Raw genomic sequence first — 22042 nt, 5'->3', positions numbered from 1 at the left:
CGCATGATTAGAGGAGGTCGATCGCCAACCCCCTTTAAAATCGCAATTTCACCCCCAATGATAAGGAATGCCCACGAACAGTTCGCTACGCAACAGCCTTATCATCGCCGCATCTTTCGCTGCGCTGCTATGGACACTAAAGCTATTCGAATCTGCCCTCGGCTTAGAACTGTATGATTTGGGTGTTTACCCCAGAGCCCTGAGTGGACTAATTGGCATTGCCAGTGCGCCCCTCATTCACGGCTCATGGCAACACTTGATAGGCAATACCTTGCCACTACTGCTCTTGGGAACGATGTTGCTGTACGGCTACCCTAAATCCCGTTTCTGGGCTCTGGCAGGCATCTGGCTGTTGTCCGGGGCCGGTGTCTGGCTGTTTGCCAGGAGCAGCTACCATTTCGGCGCCAGCGGACTGACGCATGGGATATTCTTCTATTTGTTTGTCAGCGGCATTCTGCGCCGAGACCGACGTTCAGCTGCGTTGCTGATGATAGCGTTCTATATGTATGGCGGAATGTTGCTGACGATTTTACCCCGCGATCCCGGAGTATCTTTTGAATCTCACTTTTTCGGAGCGATGGCCGGTGCAATGCTTGCTTACGCATTCCGCAACTGGGACCCCAAACCAGTACGCAAGCAATACTCCTGGCAACGGAATACAGAAAGTGACGAAAACATAGACGAGGATCCAGTGATAGGCGACCAGTGGCGCGCCCCTCCCCCTGATTGAGCCCTGCTCATTTAGGAATACACCAGCCGCCAAAAAGCCAAAGTTGATGACGCAGCGGAGTCATATCCGTAGACTGCGATGACTTCTAATTGACACACCAAACTTGGGTTGGCGGCACATGAAGATAATTGACCATTTTGCTGGATATTCTCTTATCGGCCCCAGTGCCGGGCAGCATCCGCACAGCCGTGTGTGGTTGAGCTTGTTAGCGGGCGTCGCACTGCTACTTGCAACGGGCCTTGCGACGGCTACAACCGAGCAGTTACCGGTTGAAGCCGCGGCGCAGAGCCTGGCGATGGATATGGCGGCATTGGATGCAAAACGAGCAGATATTGCGGATCTTGAATCCCGAATCGCCGGCGCCGACGGCATCACTAAAACCATTCTCGAGACGCGACTGGCGCGAGCCTGGGGCACCCTGCTGGAAGATGGCGTCGCTTTGGTGGAAGCAGCCCAGCAGCAGCAAGAATCAGGCGTTGACAACGTCGACCTCGACAACGCTGTCCAAGAGCTGCTAACGGCCCATGAAGCTATTGCCGACAAGGCCCTGGCCTCACTGCTATCCAGGGTCAAATTGCCAGAGCAGAGCTTGTCGGCCGCAGAACAGGCCGCGGCTTACACACATTGGTTCAGGTCCGTCCGTCTGTTGGACCAGGTGCTGGAAGCCGATATTCGCGGCATTGAACTGTCGAGAGACTATGGGCTCGCGGTAGACGCCCGGCTGGAATCGGTGCGCACTGTCGTCAAACGCCGCGCCGCGAGTAACTCCATTTTACTGGAAGCTACAGCAGACCAGGTCGTGGCTCTGAAGGCAGGCGTTGAGGTTTTGCCCGGTGACACAGAGCTGAGCGCGAAATTGCAATTGGCCGAAGGGCGGGTAGCTAGCATGGCTGCTGCTTTGGAGGCGGTCATTGTTATGATGGATACTCTGGAATTGGATACTACCCAGTATCGCGCCCTGGTGCTTCAGTCCACTGGCGAAATCACCACCGATGTCCTCAAGCCCTCCGTGGTGATTGGCTTACTGGCCAGCTGGTGGAGCGGCGCGGTCGAAGCCTTGTCAGATCAAGCGCCTTCCCTGCTATTTAATCTATTCCTGTTCATAGTGATCGTGTTCATTGCCCGTAAGTTGGCCAACTTGGTCGAGCGTTTGGTGACGCACAGCTTACTCAAATCACAGCTAAATCTATCTGAGTTGTTGCGGCGAATGATTGTTTCCATAGCCAGCAATTCCATTATGGTGCTGGGTATTCTTATCGCCCTCTCGCAGGTTGGCATTACGCTTGGACCGCTGCTGGCTGGCCTGGGCGTAGCGGGCTTCGTTATCGGCTTTGCCCTGCAAGACACCCTGTCTAATTTCGCCTCAGGAATGATGATCCTACTCTACCGTCCTTTCGATGTAGGTGATCTTGTAGAAGCCGGGACCGTATTCGGAAAGGTAGCGCAGATGAGCCTGGTCAATACCACGATCATGACATTGGATAACCAGACAATTGTAGTGCCCAATAATAAGATATGGGGCGACGTGATACGCAATGTTACCAAGCAGTCTACGCGCAGGGTGGATTTGACTTTTGGTGTTTCCTACAGTGATGACATCGAGCAAACCGAGCGTGTGCTGGAAGAAATAGTAAGCTCAAACGCTATGATCTTGAAGGAGCCGGAAGCACTTATCCGCCTGCACGAGCTGGGAGATTCATCGGTAAACTTTATCATTCGGGCCTGGACCACGACCGATGACTACTGGGATGTCTACTGGGACTTGATACGCACTGTTAAGCTACGTTTTGACGCCGAGGGCATCAGCATACCTTTTCCGCAGCGCGATGTGCACATTCACACGGTCCAGAGCTCGGCAACAGGTCAGGAGAGTAATTCGTGACAGCCCCTGACCTGACACTAACGGACGGCGTGCGCAATCCGCTCTAACCACTGCAGACCTTAGTTCAAGTCATCATCTTCCCAGAACTTGGTGCCTTGCAAAGTTGCCTGCAACGCAACACCTGCATCGGTGAGCTGATAAATCGTAGTGCCCGGTACAACCGTGGCCGCTGCTTCTACACCTGCGCCTTTGCCGCCGGATTCAGCACCGGCGTCTGCCTTCCCGGCGAAATCCCAGCCGCCAGCGCGAAAATCTTCCATGGCGGCAACAGTGTGAAAGATAAACACGGCGTTAAAATCCTTCACACCCATACCAATGCCGCCGCCGCCGGAGAACATCTTCATATAGATGTCTTTGCCGTTGCGATTATCGCGCAGTATGCCACTGCCACGCTCAGTAGAAATCAGAAACAAGTTCATACCAAAGCTGGAAAATACTGCATAGCCTTTGGCACCTTTGATTTCCTGACGTGCAGACGGTTTCTCCTCGTAAAGCTTGTCGAGCGCGGACTGTCTGGCCTCCTGCAACTCCTTGCGCTCCTTATCCGGGTCATCCTTACCGAACAGTGCATAACTCGTCACTGGCATAGCGATTAACAAAGCAGACAAAACAATAGTTACCAAAGACTTCATAGGACGTTCCTTTAGAATTGATTTAATGCAGGATAGTACATCGCCTTCCATTATTCACACCTAATAGTCTCATCGCATCAAGCGAAAGTGCCCGCAACGGCTATCGTGCAAACGGAAACTTGAGCGCGCGACGAGAGTTCTCGCAGGTATTTCTGAACCATAAGACCACAAATACCTTTGCGCGTTAGATAGATTGGTTGCTGGGGCGACTGCATGGAACCCGCCCCTGGGGACGTCTAACTCGCACTGGGGTGAGCTTGAGTGCTATATGTGAGCAGTAGTAATAGAACGATGCCTATATCTGGAGGCTCTCGGTAAACTGCTTAATCCTTTCAATGCCCGCAGGCGAAGAAGATAAGTCGGCGTGATCAGTGCCAGGCAGCTCTAGAAATTCCGCATTGGGTATCGCATCTGCCATAGCTCGACCGAGTCTCACTGGGATAGCCATGTCCCCGGCGAAATGGATAACCAGCGTAGGGCACCGCAGTTGCGGCAAAAGTTCTCGAACATCAGTCTCTTTCATAAACTCTACCAACTGTTTGACGGAGCTGCGTGTTGCAACGAGCTGCTCAAAGCTTTTATAAGTTTCGTCGCTCATTGTCTCCGGCGGTATACTGGGAAAGAAGATTCGCCTTAGCTTGGCTGTACCCCAGGCGGGCACCATGGCGTCAAGTGCACGCTCTTGTATGCCGCTGGGAAAATCCGCCCCCTGCAACCAACGGGCGGTGGTGCCCACCAAAATCAGGCCTTGCACCCGCTCGGGGTGGTCGAGTGCAAACTTGACGCACATAGGGCCACCTTCCGATACGCCATAGAGAATCACCTTATCCATCCCGGCGGCGTCCAGCACGGCTTCAATATCATGCACTCGCTCAGTCAGGCTGGGCACAGTGAGACTGGGATCTGATAACCCCTGGCCGCGCTTATCGAACGTTACTATATTGGCGAAGCTGGCCAACGCCGCAGCGGTTTCGCGAAATGGCGGCAAGTTGGACATTATATTCAGGTGCGAGATGATGCCCGGCGCGATAAGAATATTATGAGAACCTTGGCCAAACTGGGCATAGGCTATCCGCAAACCATCGCTCTGGGCGTGATTAATCGGATATGGCGCAGGAGCACTTAGATCAGCGAGGGAAATTTTCTTATCGTGTTTAACTTCAAGATCAGCCTCGGCGCGCTTCCTGGAATTCGCCAGCCGCCTCAGCAGAAAATTCAGTCCAGAAATCAACACACCGAACAATACGATGATGGCCGCCGCGCCACTCAGCATTGACTCGTGCTCTGATATCCAACTACCGATAGCAGCAAGAAATTCCATTCAGTGCGATTCTCATCGTTTTCGTCTCGTGAAATCATAGCAGCTATTGGCACTTTTGTACTTCTATGAGGTCTCCCACGGTAGCACTTGCCACTGGAACGCTGGTTTATCGAGAATGATCAAACATTAACCTGGTCGCACGCAGATGAGGTCTATATCGCATCACTTTACTGTAAACTACTGCGTTGGTTTTTCTGAGCCCCTGTTTATGAATACTACTATAGCGAAATCTCCGGACCTCTCTGTCGAGATTCCAGCCGATTCAAGCAACACCCCACAGTGGTTTGAAGACGCGCTTACCATGCCGCGCAGCGAGGGCTGGCTGGACTCGGGGGGCTGTCCAGTACACTATTTTAGCTGGGGCAAGCCAGCCAATCCTGGCATTTTGCTACTGCACGGTTTTTTGGCACATTCGCGGTGTTTCGCGTTTATCGCACCGCTGCTAGCCAAGGAGTTCCACGTTGTAGCCTACGACTTTTCAGGTATGGGAGATTCCGGCACACGCGACTCGTATCCAGACCAGGTTCGCCTGCAGGAATTAATGGATGTCGCCACAACAACCGGGCTATTTGATAACCAACAAAAACCGACGATTATTGCTCATTCTTACGGCGGAGGCATCGGTTTGACCGCCATGGAAGAGCGCGGCGAGCATTTCTCACGCTTGGTCATCTGCGATCTCATGACCCTGCGCCCTGAGCGTTTGCAGGCGCATACCGACAACAACAAACGCCCGGGATCTCAGGACCCTAAACGTCCGAATAAAATATACCCGGACTATGAAACTGCCAAAGGCCGCTTTGTCTTGTCGCCGCCGCAAAAGGTAAACGAAGCGTATCTATTTGACTACATGGCCTACCACTCTCTGCAAGAGGTTGAGGGCGGTTGGTCCTGGAAGTTCCACCCCAGCGTCTTCGAACACAGCAATGATTTGCATGAGCGCTTACTGGGCCAAGGTAAGCGAATCGCCAGCGCACCTGGTTCGTTAGTGATTGTTTACGGCGAGCAAAGCGCCTTATTCGATGCAGATTCTGCTGACTATGTTCGCGAGTGCGGTGGCGGCCATATACCAATGATCGCCATCCCAGATGCCAGGCACCATCTGATGCTTGATCAGCCAGTGGCTTTCGCCAGTGTGCTGATGACTATTCTTGCTATGTAAGCACTATCTCGCAGTCACTAGCGATCAACAATCTTATGGGTAAGACTCATATAAGAACGGTTTACAAAACCTGAGCTATCGCCGTTCTTTTTATCCCAGTCTTGCGTGACATTGGCAGCCACGACATCTTCAAGCGTAGCCCCCGCTGCTATCAACGTCATCATACGCTCGCGAATTGTCGTCAACATGGCAATATAATCTGACAATGCCTGGTAGTCTGTTATCGGCCCGTGACCAGGAATAACCGTCGTGTCTTCATTAATCAGCTTCAGCGTTTCAGAGCAGAATTTGATCACGCCATCCAGTGTCCCGCCGTTACCAGCGTCGATAAAGGGGTATCCCGCATTGTTGAAGACATCCCCAAGATGAACCGCATTTGAGCTCTGGAAGATGATCGCGGTATCACCGGTCGTATGTGCCGGGCCAAAGTGGAGCAAGTCGATATCTTCGCCATTAAAGTGGAAGTGCATGGTGTCGTCGTAGGTAATCGCAGGCCAGGCGTCTTCGGGATACGCTTTCTGCTCGTAAGAGGCGCTAACCAGATTAATCAGGTGATCGTTTTTCATCATCTCTCTGGAGTTCGTCTGAGCGACCACCCAGGTTCCTTCAGGCCCCAGTGTGAGGTTGCCTTCAGCGTGATCAAAATGCCAATGGGTATTAATAACGAAGTCCACGTCATTGCCATCTTTCTTGGCGGCAACCTTGCCAATCGCAGCCTTTATTTTTGGCATTAATTGGGGAAACTGATCATCCACAACCAGCACACCATCGTCGCCAACACTGACCGCGATATTGCCGCCCAGCCCAAACAAGACATAGAGGTTGTCACTAACCTTCTCAGTCGTGATCTCTGTTTTTGACATGTCCCAACCGAACGCACTCATCAGATCATCCAATGCCAGCGGTTTAGGCGGTGCAGGAACATCGTGGCTGAAACCGGGAAAGCTTGCCGTTAAAAGTATTATTGTTAGCAGTATTCTATTCATCAGTTAATTCCATTGCTACGGACTTCAGGTAAGCATATACAGGGCGTCGCGCTACGTATACAGCGGCACAGTAACCCGACTAAACTCTGACAATTATAGACAATACTCTCAAGGCTGAATCCGGCTAACCTGAACCTCATCGGAGCGTCCCGAAAAATGTCCATGGATTGGGTCGTATCCAAAGTGAACAAGACGATAAGTCCCGGCTCTCACCTCATCTGATACTTGCCAGGAAACATGGGCGAGATAGCCACCAGCCTTCTTGCTCCAGCTAATACGGGTACTCCAATCACCGTCATGTGCTACCGGTAGCCAGCCATTGGGAGTCTTGAACTCAACCACCATAAAGTTGTCCACTGCCCCATAAGCTGCCGTCGGATTTGCTGACCAGAACTCTACGAGCACGGTATCCCCAGCAGAAGCCTTAACGTCACTCAGTGATTTAGTCTGCCCAAGACGCGTGCCAGCCTTGTCATTGAGCGCAGTACCCATCGGCAGAGGCTGTCCGAGCGACTTTCCACGCCAGTCGTCATATTCCAATGCTGAATCTAGGGGCGAGCCTGCATCCAGTGCCTGAGCCAACTCGCTAGCAACTTGCTGATAGGCGGGCAAACTCCACTGCCCGTGCAGGGTGTGCGCAGCTTCGTACTGCTGCAGTTGATACTCCTCCGGCGTTGTCACATAGCCACCATAACCATTGGCATAGCCAGCCAGTTGATAGTACTGCGCCCAGTCACCCAGCTCTGCCAACACGGTCTCTCTTAGACGTCGACCGGACATTGTCGTTACCTCTGCAGGCAACGCAAGAATGACTAACTGACCGATGCGGGCAATGGTTACCGTGTGTATCTGGGACTGCATGGGCGGGTTTCCGGTACCCGATTCAAAGAGGATGGGCTTGGGTCGCTGGCAGTCTTTCACCGCTTGAGTCCATTTGGGGGCACCTGTCACCGCGCGAATCAGCCAGTCCAACCAGGCCTTTTGCTCGGTCATGCCTTCTTCAAACAGAAAATGCGCACCACCATCTTCGGTGGAACCCCCGGCAAAAGAATAGCCATAGGCCGAGGGGCAGGTGTGCTGAACACCTGCTCCGGTAAATCTGTCAGCTACTTCCAAGTTACTGAAATCCACATAGATCTGACGTGAGTCAATCGGCCCTATCAAGGGCGTGCTGGCTGCATCAAACAGGCGTTGCGCTACCTGCAACTGTCGCTCTCCCATAATTTTCGTGGTTTCAACATCGGTAGCCCCGGGACCGGTGTTGTCAAGATTGGTGTTGGGAGTTACATCCCCTGGGTCTGATTGAGCAAAAGCCGCTACAAAATCATCTCCAGATTGATAGGTAGTGCCCCGCTGCCGTTCCATTTTCAGAGAGGCATAGCCCTTGTGATCACCTGAAACCAGTCGGTTGTAATAGTTCATCGCTGTTGGATGCAGCGCATACCAGTTGAGCGTGCCAATAGCGCCGCTATCATCAACAAACTTCAATAGCGTCATAGTTGTATTGGTGTTGGCCGAGAAACGTTGGCGCTCCTCCAGCGGGTTTTCAAGATAGGCAATGTTCGACCGGTTAACGCCAGCATTGCTAACCTCACCAGTGTTGATCATTATCTTGCCCGGCTGCAAGTCAGCATCGGCCTTGATTATCGAGTCAGTTATACCGGCAACTATAGCCTCGAAGTGCTCAGGATAAAGTCCTCCGTCAAGCCCGGAATCAGAGCGTGGCTGCCAGTAACCTCCCGGTCCCGAGTGGGTATGAGTGGCGGTAATGATGACGTTCTCCAGACTGTAGGCCTCACCAACTTTGGCGCGAAGCCGCTCGATCACCTCCAGAGCAATATGGTGGTCAATACTGCCAATGTCTGCACTAACATACGCCAAGCGATTACCGGGGTTGTTGACCTCGGCAATGACAAAAGCCCGCGATCGTTGGCGGATATGAATGCCCTCGCCTATTTGGTCGGGACGACCGAACCCCCAAAGTTGCACGCCGACGGCGGGGCCGGTGACATCAGCCATACCACGGCCAATTAAATAGTGCTGCATGCCTTGCGTCGCAGCGTCATCTGCAAACAGCTGTGCCCCTGAGAACATGTTTACACAAACCAAAGTGATACAAGCCAGGCACAGATGGACTCGCCGAGTGGCCCCGATAGGGGCTTTTCTCAATCCCAATACAACTGACATAGTGGTAGACCTTGGTAGCAAGTAGGCACTATTAATAGCAAGATAGCCGCCGCAATAACAGTACGTGATTTGGCTTCAGCAATCCCTCGCCCTCACACAGCGAGATTGTCAGAAGCGCTGGATCGTGCTCCAATTCGTTATACCTCTAACTAAAGTGACGTTATGAGTACGTTTCCGCCCCCTACTTTTATTGAAACCAATGGTGTGTCGCTTGAAGTGTTTCAGGCGGGGAGCGGTAAACCCATTGTGATGTGCCACGGCTTCCCAGAACATGCTTATTCATGGCGGCATCAAATCGACCCTTTGGTGGAGGCGGGTTATCACGTTATCGTCCCGAGTCAGCGCGGATACGGTAACTCGACTGCGCCAGAAGCCGTTGTAGACTATGACATTGTCCAGCTCACCGCTGATTTGGCAGGACTGCTCGATCACTACGGTTATGATGATGCACTCTTCGTTGGCCACGATTGGGGAGCTATCGTGGTTTGGAATATGGCACTGCTGCACCCTCAGCGAGTGGCAGGCGTGATCAATTTGAGCGTCCCGTTCATGCCAAGAGGCACCATGGATTGGATATCACTGTGGGAACAGTTTCTAGGCCCTGACTTCTATATGGTGCACTTCAATCGCCAGCCAGGTGTCGCTGATGCGGTTTTTGACGCCAACACTGAAAATTTCTTGCGCAATATGTATAGGACTCGACACTGGCTGGAAGCACCACCGGAGCTAGGTGAGGGGATGGCACTTTTGAACGTTGCCACTGCCGACTCGATGCCAGGGGATCTACTGATGAGCGAGGAAGATCTGCAGGTTTTTGTCACCGCGTTTGAGCACAGTGGCTTTACCGGGGGCATCAATTGGTATCGTAATCTAAGCCGCAACTGGCAGTTACTCGAAGCTGCACCAGAGCAAGTTCTCTGCCCGGCGTTAATGATACACGGCGATCATGATATGGTGCCGCCACTGGAAAATCTGGCAGAATTTGTGCCGCAGGTTGAAGTGGTATCGTTGGAGTGCGGCCACTGGATTATGCAAGAAGAACCGCAGAAAACCACTGATCTCATAAAGCAGTGGCTGCTGCAACATTACCCTGCTTAGGACACTGCAGACGCTTGGAGCGAAGATCACCTGCCCCTTGTAGCTATGCGCGTGCCAGCCATTCGCGCCAGGATGCGAACTCAGTGATATCCCGAGCGCCATTCACCCCGTAAGCGTCACAGATAAAGCCACAGACCCAGCGGCCATCGGCTAGCTCCACTTTACCAATGCCCAACGGAGCGGGAATAGCCGCCACAAAGGAGCCAAAATTCTCAACCGGCATTGACCAGACCTCTACCTCGATCGAAGCACCCTGCGTTTCATCACGAACCATAGCCGGTCGCTTGCCATCGGCCAGAGCATAGAGTTTGTAGTGGGCAGAGCTGGCTGTTTTCTGTAACAGCCTCGAGCCACGTTCGGTCAGCTGCCAATTCAAAGGCTGGCCTTCCAAATGGGCGCCGCATACTGCGACATCAACGCAATCGGCAGCAAGGCCACCGCTGTCGATCTGGACGGTTGGCAATGGATGGGGCCCCGTCGCCATTGGCAGCTTGCACGCGTGCTGTAATAACTGGCAATAATTGAGAATATGGATATCCTCAAACGCCTGTCCTAGTAGCGTTACGCCCCAAGGCACCCCGCAGTCGGTAAAACCTACCGGTACCGCGGTCGCCGTATAGTCCAACAGGTTGACAAAATTGGTGTATGTCCCGAGTGTCGAGTTGTGAACAATCGGGTTCTCAGCCATTTGCGCGCGGGTGAAAAAGGTTGGCATAGTAGGCATTACAACGAACTCATACTCGGCGATCAAAGCATCGCACTGCTTTTTCAATCGAGCTAGCAGGTACTGAGCCGAAAACGCATCCGCCGCTGTAGTGCCATCCGCACCTTTGATGATCGTTTGAATCACCGGCAACATTGATTCACTGGCAACGGCCTGCGTCGCGAGCCAACGCTCCGCTACCCAAGGACCTTCATAAAGCAGTTTTGCTACCGCCAAAAACGGCGCGAAGTCGATGCTACTCGCAACACCGCCAGCCGCCTCAAAGTGCGCAACACTCTCATGAAACAAACGCTCGGTTTCCGGATCATCCTGAAAATCCAGCTCATCCGGTACTGCGAATGTGAAGCCCTGCTTTATCCCTTTCGGACCGTAGTTACGACTGCGGTTGGCATAGGCGTTCTCACGAGCATAGGGATCAAGTTCGTCATAACGGGCAGCGACATCAAAAATGGAGGCCGCGTCATCGCTGTTAAGCGCAAAGATGCTGACACAATCAAGCGTACGGCAGGCAGGCACCACGCCCCGCGTACTCAACAGGCCCTTACTGGGCTTCAGCCCCACCAGATTGTTGAGCACAGCAGGCACCCGGCCTGACCCGGCGGTATCTGTACCGAGGGCGAAACTCACCTGTCCCAGACTTGTGGCGATTGCCGACCCTGCGCTGCTACCACCGGATATGTACTCAGGCACAAAACTGTTTTTACCTTCGCCGTAGGGTGAACGGGTGCCGACCAGACCAGTAGCAAACTGATCAAGATTAGTTTTACCCAATGGAATAGCGCCCGCGTTAATCAACACCTCTACAAGTGCTGCGGACTGTTCAGGGATATAGGCGAAGTCAGGGCACGCCGCTGTGGTAGGCACACCCGCCAAGTCGATATTATCCTTAATTGCAAAAGGGACTCCATACAGAGGCAACTCACTGGCACTGCCCGTTTCTAGCGCGCCCAGATACGGCTCAAGCTCTTTCTCGCTTAATAGATGAATCCAGGCGTTGAATTCACTCTCGGCGAGAGCTTGCTGTCGCAACTGCAACAATAGCTGGCGCGGTGTGGTGCTGCCCTCAGCGTAAGCGTTCTGTAGCGCCGACAGGGACAAATTGTGGATTATATTGCTCATTAAACCTACCCAACTGTAATTTGATTTAGGAGTTGCTCAGCCACAGCAAAGTCTGACCGGCGACAACACCTTGGCTTTTCTGTGAGTAAATCTTCTCCACGCGGCCATCACATTCCGCGTGAATATCGATTTCCATTTTCATCGACTCCAGTACCATCAGCACATCGCCGGCCCTGACTGAGTCGCCTTCCGCCACCTGCAGTTGCCAGACATTGCCGGCAACAGCGCTAGTAATCGCTGTAACACCTTCCGGTAGTTGCTCAATTTGAAGGTCTGGAACTTCAGCTTCTTGCTGCTCGTACGTCAGCAAGCCCTCGGCTCGCCAGTGCTCGAGTTCCTCCGCAAACGCACCCTCACGCAGGTGCTGAAACTGATTAATAGAATCTGCTTCCCGATCAAGAAACTGTTGGTAGTCCACCAGGTCAAATTCAATCTCTTCGATCTTCAGCGGATAATTTCCCAGCGGAAAATCACGCCGTATTTGTTGCAATTCCTCGGGTGATACCGGGTAAAAGCGAATCTGATCAAAGAATCGAAGCAACCAGGGTTGCTCAAAACATTCAGTGTGACGGTAGCGGTTCCACATTTGCAGCGTGCGACCAACAAACTGGTAGCCTCCCGGTCCCTCCATACCATAGACACACATATACGCCCCACCGATACCCACAGAGTTTTCGGCGGTCCAGGTACGAGCCGGATTATACTTGGTGGTAACCAGCCGATGACGCGGGTCCAGAGGTGTCGCCACCGGAGCTCCCAGGTACACATCGCCCAGGCCCATGACCAGATAAGAGGCATCGAAAACAATGTCCTTTACTGCCTCAATATCCGGCAGTCCATTAATGCGCCGGATAAACTCCAGATTGCTCGGACACCACGGTGCATCGGGACGCACTGATTGCACGTACTTTTCAATAGCAAGACGACAGGCATCGTCATCCCAGCTTAGTGGCAGGTGAACAACTCGCGCTGGGACGCTAAGCTGCTGCTTGTCAGCCAGCTGCCTACAGCCCTTTTCTATCAGCGCCATAAGCATAGCAACCGACAGCTGCTGTGAATCATAGTGCACCTGCAGTGAGCGAATACCGGGCGTCATTTCACGCATGCCGGGTAGCAGATTATCCCCAAGCCAAAGCATCAGGGCATGGACTTTAAATCGTCTTTCGATATCCAGTTCCAGCGGTCCCATTTCAACTAATAGAAAATGATCTCCGGCCAAACGGTAAACGACCTCATCATCGCCAAACACTGAGGTCTTAATAATCGGTGAAACTAGTGACTTACTACCCGCCACTGGGTCCGGCAACTCTGACAGAAGGGCTATCGACTCATCCTGAGCAGACTCCAGCGCAACCGCTTGTTCCAGCGTCACCGCCTGAAAGCGCACTTTGGCACCGGCCTTGAGCTGGCCCAGCTTCCACAAGTCGGCCTGAATAACGGTTGCAGGACAGACAAAACCACCGAGTGAGGGTCCATCTGGGCCCAGAATGACCGGCATATCACCGGTAAAGTCGACCGTGCCGAAGGCATAAGCATTGTCATGAATATTGGAGGGGTGCAAACCGGCCTCACCGCCAGTTTCTCTTGCCCAGTCGGGCTTTGGACCGATCAAACGCACACCGGTGCGGCTGGAGTTGTAGTGAACCTCCCACTCATGTTTAAACAAGGTATCAATATCACTGTTCTTAAAGAAATCCGGCGCGCCATGAGGGCCATACATAACACGTAAGGTCCAATGATCAGAAATGGCGGGCACCATCCGCGAGGGCAAAGTAATCCGCTTCGACGATTCAGTCTCATCCAGCCGCAATACATCACCGGCACGCAGAACGCGGCCGGCATGGCCGCCGAACTGACCAAGTGTAAAAGTAGAGCGTGAGCCAAGGTATTGAGGGCACTGAATACCACCGGCAATCGCCAGATAACTGCGTGCACCAGCGAGCACTTTGCCCAGCTTCAGAGTCTGACCGGCGTCAATCGATAGCACGCTATTCATCGCCACTGCTTGACCATCGACGCTAGCCTCAATCTCTGCGCCGCAGATCACCAGCTGCGTGGCACTGGTAAATAGCAGAGTAGGACCATTCAGCGTTATCTCCAGAGCCGCCGCCTGCTGCGAATTCTTCAGTAAACGATTGGCCAGGCGAAAAGACAGCGAGTCCATGGGGCCGGAAGGTGGAACACCAACATTCCAAAGGCCACACCGTCCGGGATAGTCCTGAATTGTGGTTTGCGTACCCCCCTGTATTACCTGCACAAGCCGCGGCTGATAATTGAAATCCAATAGACTACGGGTCAGTAGTTTCCCGTGCTGACAGACCGGTTCGGCCAGCAGCGCCTGCAAGTAATCAAGATTGGTTTCGATGCCATAGAGCTCACTTTCCGCTAACGCTGCAGAGAGTTTCGCCAAAGCCTGCAATCGGTCCGTGCCATAGGCAATCACCTTTGCCAGCATTGGGTCGAACAATGAAGGTACTTCAACACCTGATTCCACCCAGTGGTCGATGCGCAGCCCGCGAGCTTCGGGCCATTTCACTGATGACAGCAAACCGGCACAGGGTTGGAAGTCCTTGGCCGGGTCCTCGGCATATACACGCACCTGGATGGCGTGACCTGATGGCGTCAGCGCGGACTTGAGACTCGTCAAATCCGGCAAATCCCCAGCCGCAAGTTGTAGCATCCAACTGACAAGATCTACACCCCATACAAGTTCGGTGACACCATGCTCAACTTGTAGTCGGGTATTGACCTCCAGAAAGTAGAATTGCTGCTGATCCGCATCAAAAATGAATTCCACCGTACCGGCATTGCGATAATTAACCGAGGCCATCAGACGTTCTGCGGTAATATGTAGTTTTTCCCGAGTCAACTGGTCTAGATTCGGGGCCGGTGATTCCTCGATAACCTTCTGGTTACGCCGCTGGGCGGAGCAATCGCGCTCTCCCAAAGACACTACAGAACCCGTGCCATCACCAAACACCTGTACTTCAATATGACGGGCATTACCGATGTACTTTTCGAGAAACACATCGTCATTCGCAAAATAGTTCGCACCTAGACGCTTTACGCTGCCCCAAGCGCTGGTCAGAGACTCTTTGTTATCACATACCTGCATGCCAATACCGCCACCACCGGCGGTACTTTTAAGCATTACCGGATAACCTACATCCGCTGCCCAATTTAGCGCATCGTCGATATCACTCAGCAGGGGTGATCCCGGCACCAGCGGCACAGCAGCTTGCTCTGCAGCGACCCTCGCCAAATGCTTGAGGCCAAAGAGATTCATTTGTTCAGCGGTGGGACCAATAAATGCTATGCCTGCAGCCTCACAACGGCTGACAAACTCGGTATTCTCACTGAGAAAACCGTAGCCGGGATGAATCGCCTGGGCGCCCTCAACCAGGGCCGCCTCCAGTATCTTATCCATATTCAGATAAGTCTCTGCAGCGCTGCCTTCGCCGAGACTCACCGCAGTATCGGCTCGTTGCACATGCAGGGACTCGGCGTCGGCCTCGTTATAGACGGCGACAGACTCTACCCCCATTTCCTGAAGGGTGCGGATAATACGAGTGGCTATAGCGCCACGGTTAGCAATCAATACTCGACTGAACATAGGTCTTAGTCCCAGATCAAAACTTCGATGGGTGTCGGGTTATAGGCGTTACACGGATTGTTGAGCTGTGGGCAGTTGGATATCAGTACAATGACATCCATCTTTGCCTGCAGCTCCACGTATTTTCCAGCGTCACTGATACCATCTTCAAAGCTCAACCCACCTTCGGGCGTAATCGGTACGTTCATGAAGAAATTGATATTGTGGGTGATGTCTCTTTTGCTCATGCCGAAGTTTTCATTTTCCGCTACCGCCAAGAGATAGGAGTCGCGGCAGGCGTGCATGCACTTTTTTTCCAGCGCATAGCGAACCGTATTTGATTCCGTGGCACAGGCGCCGCCCAGCGTATCGTGTCGTCCACAAGTGTCGGCTGTGATTTCGAGCATCGGATTATTCTCGGTACTCATTAACACTGTACCGGCGGTGAGATAAACGTTGCCCTGCTCACGAACCGTATCTATCGCACTGTAGCGTTCGGTGGGATCAGCCTCGCTATAAAACAGTGTATCCGCGGCCTGATTACCCTGCAGATCAAGAATACGAAGGAACTGCCCAGCCTTCAGAGGGCGCATATAGTAGTCGCCGGATTCTACTGACTCTCGATACACGCTCTGGCTTGCCTGCAAAGCACTTTTCACAATCATGAGCTGGCTCCCGGTAACCCAAGCGTAAACAACTCCGTGTTTTGGAAACCGCGCTGGTTTTCGGGGCAGTGATTCCTGCACAGATCATCAACCGCGACCGGGTTCGATTTTCGCAGGTGGTAGCTAACTGACTTGCGTGGATAGTCTTCGGCAGGATTCAGTGGATGCGGACAGGTATGCATAACCACCAGCGTATCCATCTCGAAACGCAGATCCACAAAACTGCCAGCCGTGCCATGCGATTCATCGAATTGCAGGTTACCCGATTCGTCAACGGCCACCTTGCTGAATAGATTGAGATTGGCCGCCAAGTCCTTTTTCCCCAAACCATACTTGGCCACCTCCACCAGCAAACTGTCATGGCCATTGAGCTGCCAATCGTTGCGATACTCTTGATAGCTACGGTGCCCCCACTTTTCTTCAATCATGGCGCGATTGGAGTTACCGCAAACGGTGTCGTGCCAACCCGCCGTATCTTCGATAATCGAACAGAAAATTCTGCCCATGTCAGAGTACAGGCAATGCCCACGCGTAAGCTTGAAGCTGTGCTGACACTTTAGAGTGTCGGGCGCGTTGTAACGCTCCAGAGGATTTGAAGGGTTATACATCAACATCCCGACGTTGGCACCGCCTTCATCGTCAATCAGACGCAGGGTAGTACCTTTACGAAGCGTCATGGACCAGTGACTACCGCCGGGCAGTGTGTCCTGATAGAAAACTTTAAGATGGCTGGAATCACCCATAGCTTTGCCCTCCCTGAGTCAGAGCTGAAACATAAAGATAGTGATTTTTCCGATACGTTGACCGGCATTTAGAAGGCTCTAGCATTACAAACTGTTGCGGGCCGTCCCGTTAGAGATAGAGCGGCGGGGTCGTCCCCACCGCCGATTGAAAGAATATTTTTGCGCGACCAATGTCGCCCTAATCCACCTCTGCGGTCATCGCAGAATTATCAACAGAGCTATCTCCATTTTCTACTTCATCGCCGACAGGAACCATTCGTATCATCGATAACCCGGGTTCATCATCATTATCGTCCAGCGGTGGATGGATCAGTTCTTCTAGTCGTTTTTTCGTCGCCAAAAATTCTGGCGAAATGGCCTGATCGAAATGTCGAGGCCGCGGCACCGAAACTTCTATCAGTTCATTCACTTCACCTGGATGTGCCTTTAGTACCAGAATCCGATCTGCCAGATAAATCGCCTCATCAAGATCATGAGTGATAAATAGCACAGTGATGTCGATGTTGCGCCATATCTCCAACAAGTTGGCCTGCATCTTACTGCGGGTTTGCGCATCCAGCGCGCCAAAAGGCTCATCCATCAAAAGAATACGTGGTTTGTTGGCCAGGGCACGGGCTATTGCTACCCGCTGCTTCATGCCCCCCGACAACTGAGAGGGATAGGCATCAGCGAACTTGTCCAGTCCTACCAGTCCAATCCAGTCCATCGCCTCACCCTCGGCGGTGGACCTTGAATGACCTGACATTTCCAGACCAAACATCACGTTCCTTTTAACGGTTAGCCAGGGAAACAAGGTATAACCCTGGAACACCATGCCACGATCAGGACCCGGCTCGAAAACCGGCTTGCCATCAAGCAAAACTTCACCGCTACTAGGCGATTCAAGGCCCGCCAACGTACGAATTAGCGTCGACTTTCCACAGCCAGATGGTCCGATTACACAGACAAACTCGCGTCGGTGCGTCTTGAAATTTATATCCTTGAGCGCAGTTACTGTGCCCTGCGCGCTGTCAAAGGTTTTTCCCAACCCTTTGACTTCTAGAATAGTCTCTCTGGCCTTGAGCTTATCAAAACGGTCTTTCACCTTATTTGATTGTTCAAGGTAACTGGGTAGGTCCAGCGTACTCATCAGATCTGCTCCTTACCCACTAGGACTTAGCCTGGGCTTTATCCCAGGAAAATAGGCGCTTGCCCAACTGCGACAGAATCAAATCTGACAGCAAGCCGATAATGCCGATCATAATGATGGCAGCAAACACGTTGTCAAAATTCTTGTAGCGCGCCTGCTGAGTGATAAACCATGTAATGCCTGAACTGGTACCGATTAGCTCGGCAACAATCAGGTAAGTCCACGCCCACCCCAACAAAATACGTTGGTCCCGAAACAAATCCGGCAATATGCCGGGGATAACTACTCGAAATAACAACTGCAGATTTTTGGCACCCAAGGTCAACGACGCCTCCAGTAGAGCCATGTCCAACTTTCGAGTAGTGTTAGCTACGATTAATACCTGTTGAAAGAACGTACCAATAAAAATGATCGCGATCTTGGGCCCATCATGAATACCAAGTATGGCTACCGCCAGAGCTCCAAAAGCCGGCGCTGGCAGGTAACGAAAAAACTCGATAAAGGGTTCATTCAATTTGGACACTGCCGCATAAGTACCGCAGAGAATCCCTATCGGTAAGCCGACCAGCGAAGACAGTGCAAAACCCCAAAAAATGATCGTGATGCTATGCCACAAACTCTCATGTAGCCATTGTTCGCTCTTGCGCTTAGGCTCAGTCGTAAACGCGGTATAAAACGCACTCGCGACCTCATGCGGAGCCGGCAAGTAAACCGGATTGGCAAGATCGCCTTCGGGCAACGAAACACCCGATTGCCTGGCTTCCAGGCTTTGTTCCGAAAAAACCTGCCGGTCCACCAGCATGCCGGCTTTAAACCAGCTCACTCCACCTGGCTCAGTAATCTCTACCTTGGGATGCCAGATAAAGGGAGCGTAGCTAAACAGGCACCACACCAATACGGGTAGCAGAAAGGACAATACCGTTAGCAGCATCATCCGATCCTGTGGCAAGGCTTTACGTACTGCAAACCATTGTGTAGAACCAGCCATGCTTATTCCTGTCTTTAAAGTGCGAACCGATTTACATGGCGTTAGTAAGCGAACTGTCGATATAGCCTTCTAATGCCTGCGCTTCGGTATAGACTTCATACTTCAGATTAAAGTCATCAGATATCTTGCTGGAACCGTACAGCGATCCAAAACCGTCGGCTTTGACAAAGATTTTCTTGGCTTCATCCGCCTTCAAGAGCTTGGTACCCTTTAAGAACGGGGCATACTCATCAGGCGCAAGCCCAACACGCGCCGCCATGATCGACAGTGCGTCTGCATTGGTTTTCTCATCCAGAATATAATCAACGGTCTTGTACCAAACTTTCACAACTTTCTGCCAGTCCGCTTTGCGGCGCGCCAGGGAAGCAGGGTTCACGGCAAGCACATCGTAGATCAGACCTGGCTCATCGGCGGAACTTGCTATTGCCTTAGACCCGGGAACTTGCTGCATTGCTTGTCCAGAGTTTGGCTGCCAGGCAACGATGGCGTCCACATCACCAGAAGCCAGCACTTGAGGCGTTTCATTGGTCGGGACATTGACCAACTCGACATCAGATTCTGTCAGCCCAACTTTCTCCAGAGCATTGAGCAACAGCAAATGACCGACAAACCCCACTTCAACGCCAATCTTCTTACCCTTTAGGTCAGCAGCGGTGGCAATACCAGGCCTGGCCACAATCATGTCATTACCGTTGGAGTAATCGTTGATCAAAATCATCACACCCTGAGCACCGGTAGCACCGGTCACCAACGTGTCACCGTTAGTCATGGTTACTGCATCCAGCTGACCGGCCGCAAAGGCGTCCATAGAGGCAACATAATCAAACCATTCGAATTCAACATCGACACCGGCTTCCTTAAACCAGCCTTTTTCAATCGCCACCTCCCAGGCCACCCAGCCCGGCCAGTCGCTATAACCAATTTTTAGTGGTTCTGCTGCCTGCGCGGCGAAACTGACAACAGCCAAGGCAGTCGCGGCGGCAAGAGAACTCAGAGTCTTACGGATAGAAAAACGAACGTTCATGGAAACCTCCAGAGTGGTACACAAAGTTTTCGGGCACGAGAGATCCTGTACTAGGTCTCCCGGGCTTTTATCCCTCCGTGTAACCCCCTTCAGGAGGTCGATGGCTCTTGGACCAGACGCCTCAATAATGAAACCGGAACCCTAGCTATCTATTGGGTTTACTATTGCCCTCGACTTTCCCGTCAAGGATCTCACGCAATACCAGAGTATTAGCAATAACTGTGCCAACAGCGCCGTTAGCGCAGATTAATGGGGTTTGCCTTCGCCCGGCCAGTTATGCGCAACCCGAGAGCGCACCAATATGGGGCCAGCGCACCAGATACATGCACCGCCTAACTGCGCTATACATAAACGGCGGCGCAGCTTCGCCATCCGGCGAGCGCTTGCTCGCAAGAGCCAGTTACGGGTTTTGTCGAAGTAGTCTATGCTTAATGACTGCAAATAAAGGAATAGCAAGATGATCTTTCACCAGATCGCGACCGAGCGCGGCTGCCAATCCTATTTTTTGGCTTGCGAAGAAACCTGCATGGCAGTCGTGATTGACCCGGAGGAAACCTTGCTGGATCGCTATCTAGGCCTGGCCGCACAGGAAGGTGTGCGGCTCCATTACGTGCTCGACACCCATACTCACGCAGATCACTTTTCGGGCGGCAAGGAGCTGGCGCAGCGGCTGCGAATTCCACTCATTATGCATCGTAACAGCCCGGCCCCATTCGTTGATATGCGTGTGGATGACGGTGAGAAAATCAATCTGGGCAAGCTTTCACTGAATTTAATCCATACGCCAGGCCATACTGCGGACTCCCTGTGTGTACTGGTCAAGGACAGGGTTTTTACCGGGGACACATTATTGATTGGTGGCTGTGGCCGTTCGGATTTACCCACTGGCGACGCCGACCAGCTGTTCGACAGCCTGTTTAACAAATTACTCTTGCTCGATCCTGCCACCAGGGTGTATCCAGCCCACATCTATAGCGACCGCGACTACTCAACCCTGGCGGAGGAGGCGGAGCACAATCCAAGACTGCAGTTGAAGCAGCGTGATGATTTTGTCCAGCAAATGCGTACGCTGACGCTGCGTGAACCTGATCACCTCTCGGAGGCACTGCGCACCAATCTCACCGGCGGAAAAACTGTCGAGCAACTGATTGCCGAAGCCGCGCACAGCGTCTCATTCATGTCGCTGGAGGAGGTTCTGCGACGCACAAATACCGATGACCCCGAGATAATCCTGCTCGATGTGCGAGAGCGTGAGGAATTTGCAGCAGGTCATATAGCCGGCGCCATCCACATACCCCGCGGGCAGCTGGAGCTAAGAGTCAATCAGGCATTGCAGGACCCCACCCTGCGCATCGTGGTGTATTGCGAATATGGCCGAATATCCACGCTCGCCACCGCAACCTTACGGGACATGGGTTTCACCCGGGCGGTGGCGATGGACCAGGGCTTACAACTCTGGCGGGAGAAAAACTATCCGCTAACAGAAAAATAGGCGTTCGCCGGCCCGCCGCTCAACCTGACGCCGTCAAGTTCAGGTGGATGTATCAACGCCCACCAGCAAGTATACTAGCCTCTTGCTGGAGCTATATATGCACGAAAAACCTTTCTGGGAAACCACGCCCTTGGACCAAATGTCTCGCAAACAGTGGGAGTCTCTCTGCGACGGTTGCGCACGTTGCTGCCTGACCAAGATACAGAACGATTTTACCGAAGATATTTACTACACCAACGTCGCCTGTCATCTGCTCGACGAAAGCAGCTGCCGCTGTACCCGCTACACCGAGCGTCAGCAGCTGGTACCAGACTGCGTCGTTCTGGCATCAGACCAGCTAGGCAAATTTACCTGGCTGCCCGATACCTGCGCCTATCGATTACTCGACGAAGGTAAGCCCTTGCCACAATGGCACCCCCTTATTAGCGGCGATAGCGATAGTGTTCATGCTGCCGGCATGTCTGTGCGCGGGCGCACCATAGCCGAAGACAGTGTCAACGAAGACAAAATTGAAGACTTCATCATTCACTGGATACCCAAAACACGGGCGCACAAAAATGCATGAGCA

General features: G+C 52.6%; 17 protein-coding genes and 1 riboswitch. Of the genes, 6 read left to right on the top strand and 11 right to left on the bottom strand.

Going from position 1 to position 22042, the window contains the following annotated elements:
• Positions 1–256 precede the first annotated feature (256 nt).
• Entirely contained in the window at positions 257–730 is a 474-nt protein-coding gene (locus EYC98_RS07245) for a rhomboid family intramembrane serine protease (protein ID WP_420887170.1), read from the top strand.
• 118 nt (positions 731–848) lie between these two features.
• Positions 849–2612: a mechanosensitive ion channel family protein gene (locus EYC98_RS07240; protein ID WP_279244648.1), complete on the top strand. Its 1764-nt coding sequence runs from the start codon at positions 849–851 to the stop codon at positions 2610–2612.
• Positions 2613–2671: 59 nt separating this feature from the next.
• Here the strand turns inward: EYC98_RS07240 and EYC98_RS07235 are convergent, their stop codons facing one another.
• Both EYC98_RS07235 and EYC98_RS07230 read right to left on the bottom strand, forming a co-directional pair.
• Positions 2672–3244, bottom strand: coding sequence for a lipid-binding SYLF domain-containing protein (locus tag EYC98_RS07235; protein WP_279244647.1), 573 nt, complete (start codon positions 3242–3244; stop codon positions 2672–2674).
• Between the two features lie 295 nt (positions 3245–3539).
• Positions 3540–4565 carry an alpha/beta fold hydrolase gene (locus EYC98_RS07230; protein WP_279244646.1) on the bottom strand — a complete coding sequence of 342 codons (1026 nt, stop codon included), beginning with the start codon at positions 4563–4565 and terminating at the stop codon, positions 3540–3542.
• Positions 4566–4773: 208 nt separating this feature from the next.
• Here EYC98_RS07230 and EYC98_RS07225 point away from each other — a divergent pair, with 208 nt between their 5' ends.
• Positions 4774–5727, top strand: coding sequence for an alpha/beta fold hydrolase (locus tag EYC98_RS07225; RefSeq protein ID WP_279244645.1), 954 nt, complete (start codon positions 4774–4776; stop codon positions 5725–5727).
• 17 nt (positions 5728–5744) lie between these two features.
• On the opposite strand, the gene EYC98_RS07220 is transcribed toward EYC98_RS07225, so the two are convergent.
• Positions 5745–6713: an MBL fold metallo-hydrolase gene (locus EYC98_RS07220; RefSeq protein WP_279244644.1), complete on the bottom strand. Its 969-nt coding sequence runs from the start codon at positions 6711–6713 to the stop codon at positions 5745–5747.
• 108 nt (positions 6714–6821) lie between these two features.
• Complete coding sequence (locus EYC98_RS07215) at positions 6822–8807, bottom strand: neutral/alkaline non-lysosomal ceramidase N-terminal domain-containing protein (RefSeq protein ID WP_279244643.1); 1986 nt, start codon at positions 8805–8807, stop codon at positions 6822–6824.
• 255 nt (positions 8808–9062) lie between these two features.
• On the opposite strand from EYC98_RS07215, the gene EYC98_RS07210 reads away from it, so the two are divergent.
• On the top strand, positions 9063–9998 hold the full coding sequence (locus EYC98_RS07210) for an alpha/beta fold hydrolase (protein ID WP_279244642.1): 936 nt from the start codon (positions 9063–9065) through the stop codon (positions 9996–9998).
• A gap of 43 nt (positions 9999–10041) precedes the next feature.
• Here EYC98_RS07210 and atzF read toward each other — a convergent pair whose 3' ends face one another.
• The 7 genes from atzF to EYC98_RS07175 all read right to left on the bottom strand — a co-directional run bounded on the left by atzF (position 10042) and on the right by EYC98_RS07175 (position 19982).
• Positions 10042–11841 carry an allophanate hydrolase gene (gene atzF / locus EYC98_RS07205; protein ID WP_279244641.1) on the bottom strand — a complete coding sequence of 600 codons (1800 nt, stop codon included), beginning with the start codon at positions 11839–11841 and terminating at the stop codon, positions 10042–10044.
• Positions 11842–11866: 25 nt separating this feature from the next.
• Positions 11867–15454, bottom strand: coding sequence for an urea carboxylase (gene uca, locus EYC98_RS07200; protein WP_279244640.1), 3588 nt, complete (start codon positions 15452–15454; stop codon positions 11867–11869).
• Between the two features lie 5 nt (positions 15455–15459).
• Positions 15460–16098, bottom strand: a complete 639-nt coding sequence (locus tag EYC98_RS07195; RefSeq protein ID WP_279244639.1) for an urea amidolyase associated protein UAAP2 — start codon at positions 16096–16098, stop codon at positions 15460–15462.
• The gene (locus EYC98_RS07190; protein WP_279244638.1) at positions 16095–16841 is read right to left on the bottom strand and encodes an urea amidolyase associated protein UAAP1; all 747 of its coding nucleotides are present in this window, start codon (positions 16839–16841) and stop codon (positions 16095–16097) included. Before EYC98_RS07190 ends, EYC98_RS07195 begins: the two co-directional genes overlap by 4 nt.
• Positions 16842–17019: 178 nt before the next feature.
• On the bottom strand, positions 17020–17970 hold the full coding sequence (locus tag EYC98_RS07185; RefSeq protein WP_320415540.1) for an ABC transporter ATP-binding protein: 951 nt from the start codon (positions 17968–17970) through the stop codon (positions 17020–17022).
• Between the two features lie 19 nt (positions 17971–17989).
• Positions 17990–18958 carry an ABC transporter permease gene (locus EYC98_RS07180; RefSeq protein WP_279244637.1) on the bottom strand — a complete coding sequence of 323 codons (969 nt, stop codon included), beginning with the start codon at positions 18956–18958 and terminating at the stop codon, positions 17990–17992.
• Positions 18959–18989: 31 nt separating this feature from the next.
• Positions 18990–19982, bottom strand: a complete 993-nt coding sequence (locus tag EYC98_RS07175; RefSeq protein ID WP_279244636.1) for an ABC transporter substrate-binding protein — start codon at positions 19980–19982, stop codon at positions 18990–18992.
• A gap of 54 nt (positions 19983–20036) precedes the next feature.
• Positions 20037–20138, bottom strand: a riboswitch (guanidine-I (ykkC/yxkD leader).
• A 301-nt stretch (positions 20139–20439) separates the two neighbouring features.
• Between EYC98_RS07175 and EYC98_RS07170 the strand changes: the two genes are divergently transcribed.
• Together EYC98_RS07170 and EYC98_RS07165 are read left to right on the top strand one after the other, a co-directional pair.
• Positions 20440–21474 carry an MBL fold metallo-hydrolase gene (locus EYC98_RS07170; RefSeq protein ID WP_279244635.1) on the top strand — a complete coding sequence of 345 codons (1035 nt, stop codon included), beginning with the start codon at positions 20440–20442 and terminating at the stop codon, positions 21472–21474.
• A 97-nt stretch (positions 21475–21571) separates the two neighbouring features.
• The gene (locus EYC98_RS07165) at positions 21572–22039 is read left to right on the top strand and encodes a YcgN family cysteine cluster protein (protein ID WP_279244634.1); all 468 of its coding nucleotides are present in this window, start codon (positions 21572–21574) and stop codon (positions 22037–22039) included.
• Positions 22040–22042 lie beyond the last annotated feature (3 nt).

The sequence above is a fragment of the Candidatus Litorirhabdus singularis genome (assembly GCF_026262625.1).
In the GTDB taxonomy this organism is placed as follows: domain Bacteria; phylum Pseudomonadota; class Gammaproteobacteria; order Pseudomonadales; family Halieaceae; genus Litorirhabdus; species Litorirhabdus singularis.
Note: the sequence above shows the minus strand (reverse complement) of the source record. Positions and strands in the feature narration are given on the sequence as shown.

Bases quoted from the DNA above. Each gene is read 5' to 3' on its own strand.
- EYC98_RS07240 (WP_279244648.1), top strand. From the start codon at position 849: ATGAAGATAATTGACCATTTTGCTGGATATTCTCTTATCGGCCCCAGT.
- EYC98_RS07235 (WP_279244647.1), bottom strand. From the start codon at position 3,244: ATGAAGTCTTTGGTAACTATTGTTTTGTCTGCTTTGTTAATCGCTATG.
- EYC98_RS07230 (WP_279244646.1), bottom strand. From the start codon at position 4,565: ATGGAATTTCTTGCTGCTATCGGTAGTTGGATATCAGAGCACGAGTCA.
- EYC98_RS07225 (WP_279244645.1), top strand. From the start codon at position 4,774: ATGAATACTACTATAGCGAAATCTCCGGACCTCTCTGTCGAGATTCCA.
- EYC98_RS07220 (WP_279244644.1), bottom strand. From the start codon at position 6,713: ATGAATAGAATACTGCTAACAATAATACTTTTAACGGCAAGCTTTCCC.
- EYC98_RS07215 (WP_279244643.1), bottom strand. From the start codon at position 8,807: ATGTTCTCAGGGGCACAGCTGTTTGCAGATGACGCTGCGACGCAAGGC.
- EYC98_RS07210 (WP_279244642.1), top strand. From the start codon at position 9,063: ATGAGTACGTTTCCGCCCCCTACTTTTATTGAAACCAATGGTGTGTCG.
- atzF (WP_279244641.1), bottom strand. From the start codon at position 11,841: ATGAGCAATATAATCCACAATTTGTCCCTGTCGGCGCTACAGAACGCT.
- uca (WP_279244640.1), bottom strand. From the start codon at position 15,454: ATGTTCAGTCGAGTATTGATTGCTAACCGTGGCGCTATAGCCACTCGT.
- EYC98_RS07195 (WP_279244639.1), bottom strand. From the start codon at position 16,098: ATGATTGTGAAAAGTGCTTTGCAGGCAAGCCAGAGCGTGTATCGAGAG.
- EYC98_RS07190 (WP_279244638.1), bottom strand. From the start codon at position 16,841: ATGGGTGATTCCAGCCATCTTAAAGTTTTCTATCAGGACACACTGCCC.
- EYC98_RS07185 (WP_320415540.1), bottom strand. From the start codon at position 17,970: ATGAGTACGCTGGACCTACCCAGTTACCTTGAACAATCAAATAAGGTG.
- EYC98_RS07180 (WP_279244637.1), bottom strand. From the start codon at position 18,958: ATGGCTGGTTCTACACAATGGTTTGCAGTACGTAAAGCCTTGCCACAG.
- EYC98_RS07175 (WP_279244636.1), bottom strand. From the start codon at position 19,982: ATGAACGTTCGTTTTTCTATCCGTAAGACTCTGAGTTCTCTTGCCGCC.
- EYC98_RS07170 (WP_279244635.1), top strand. From the start codon at position 20,440: ATGATCTTTCACCAGATCGCGACCGAGCGCGGCTGCCAATCCTATTTT.
- EYC98_RS07165 (WP_279244634.1), top strand. From the start codon at position 21,572: ATGCACGAAAAACCTTTCTGGGAAACCACGCCCTTGGACCAAATGTCT.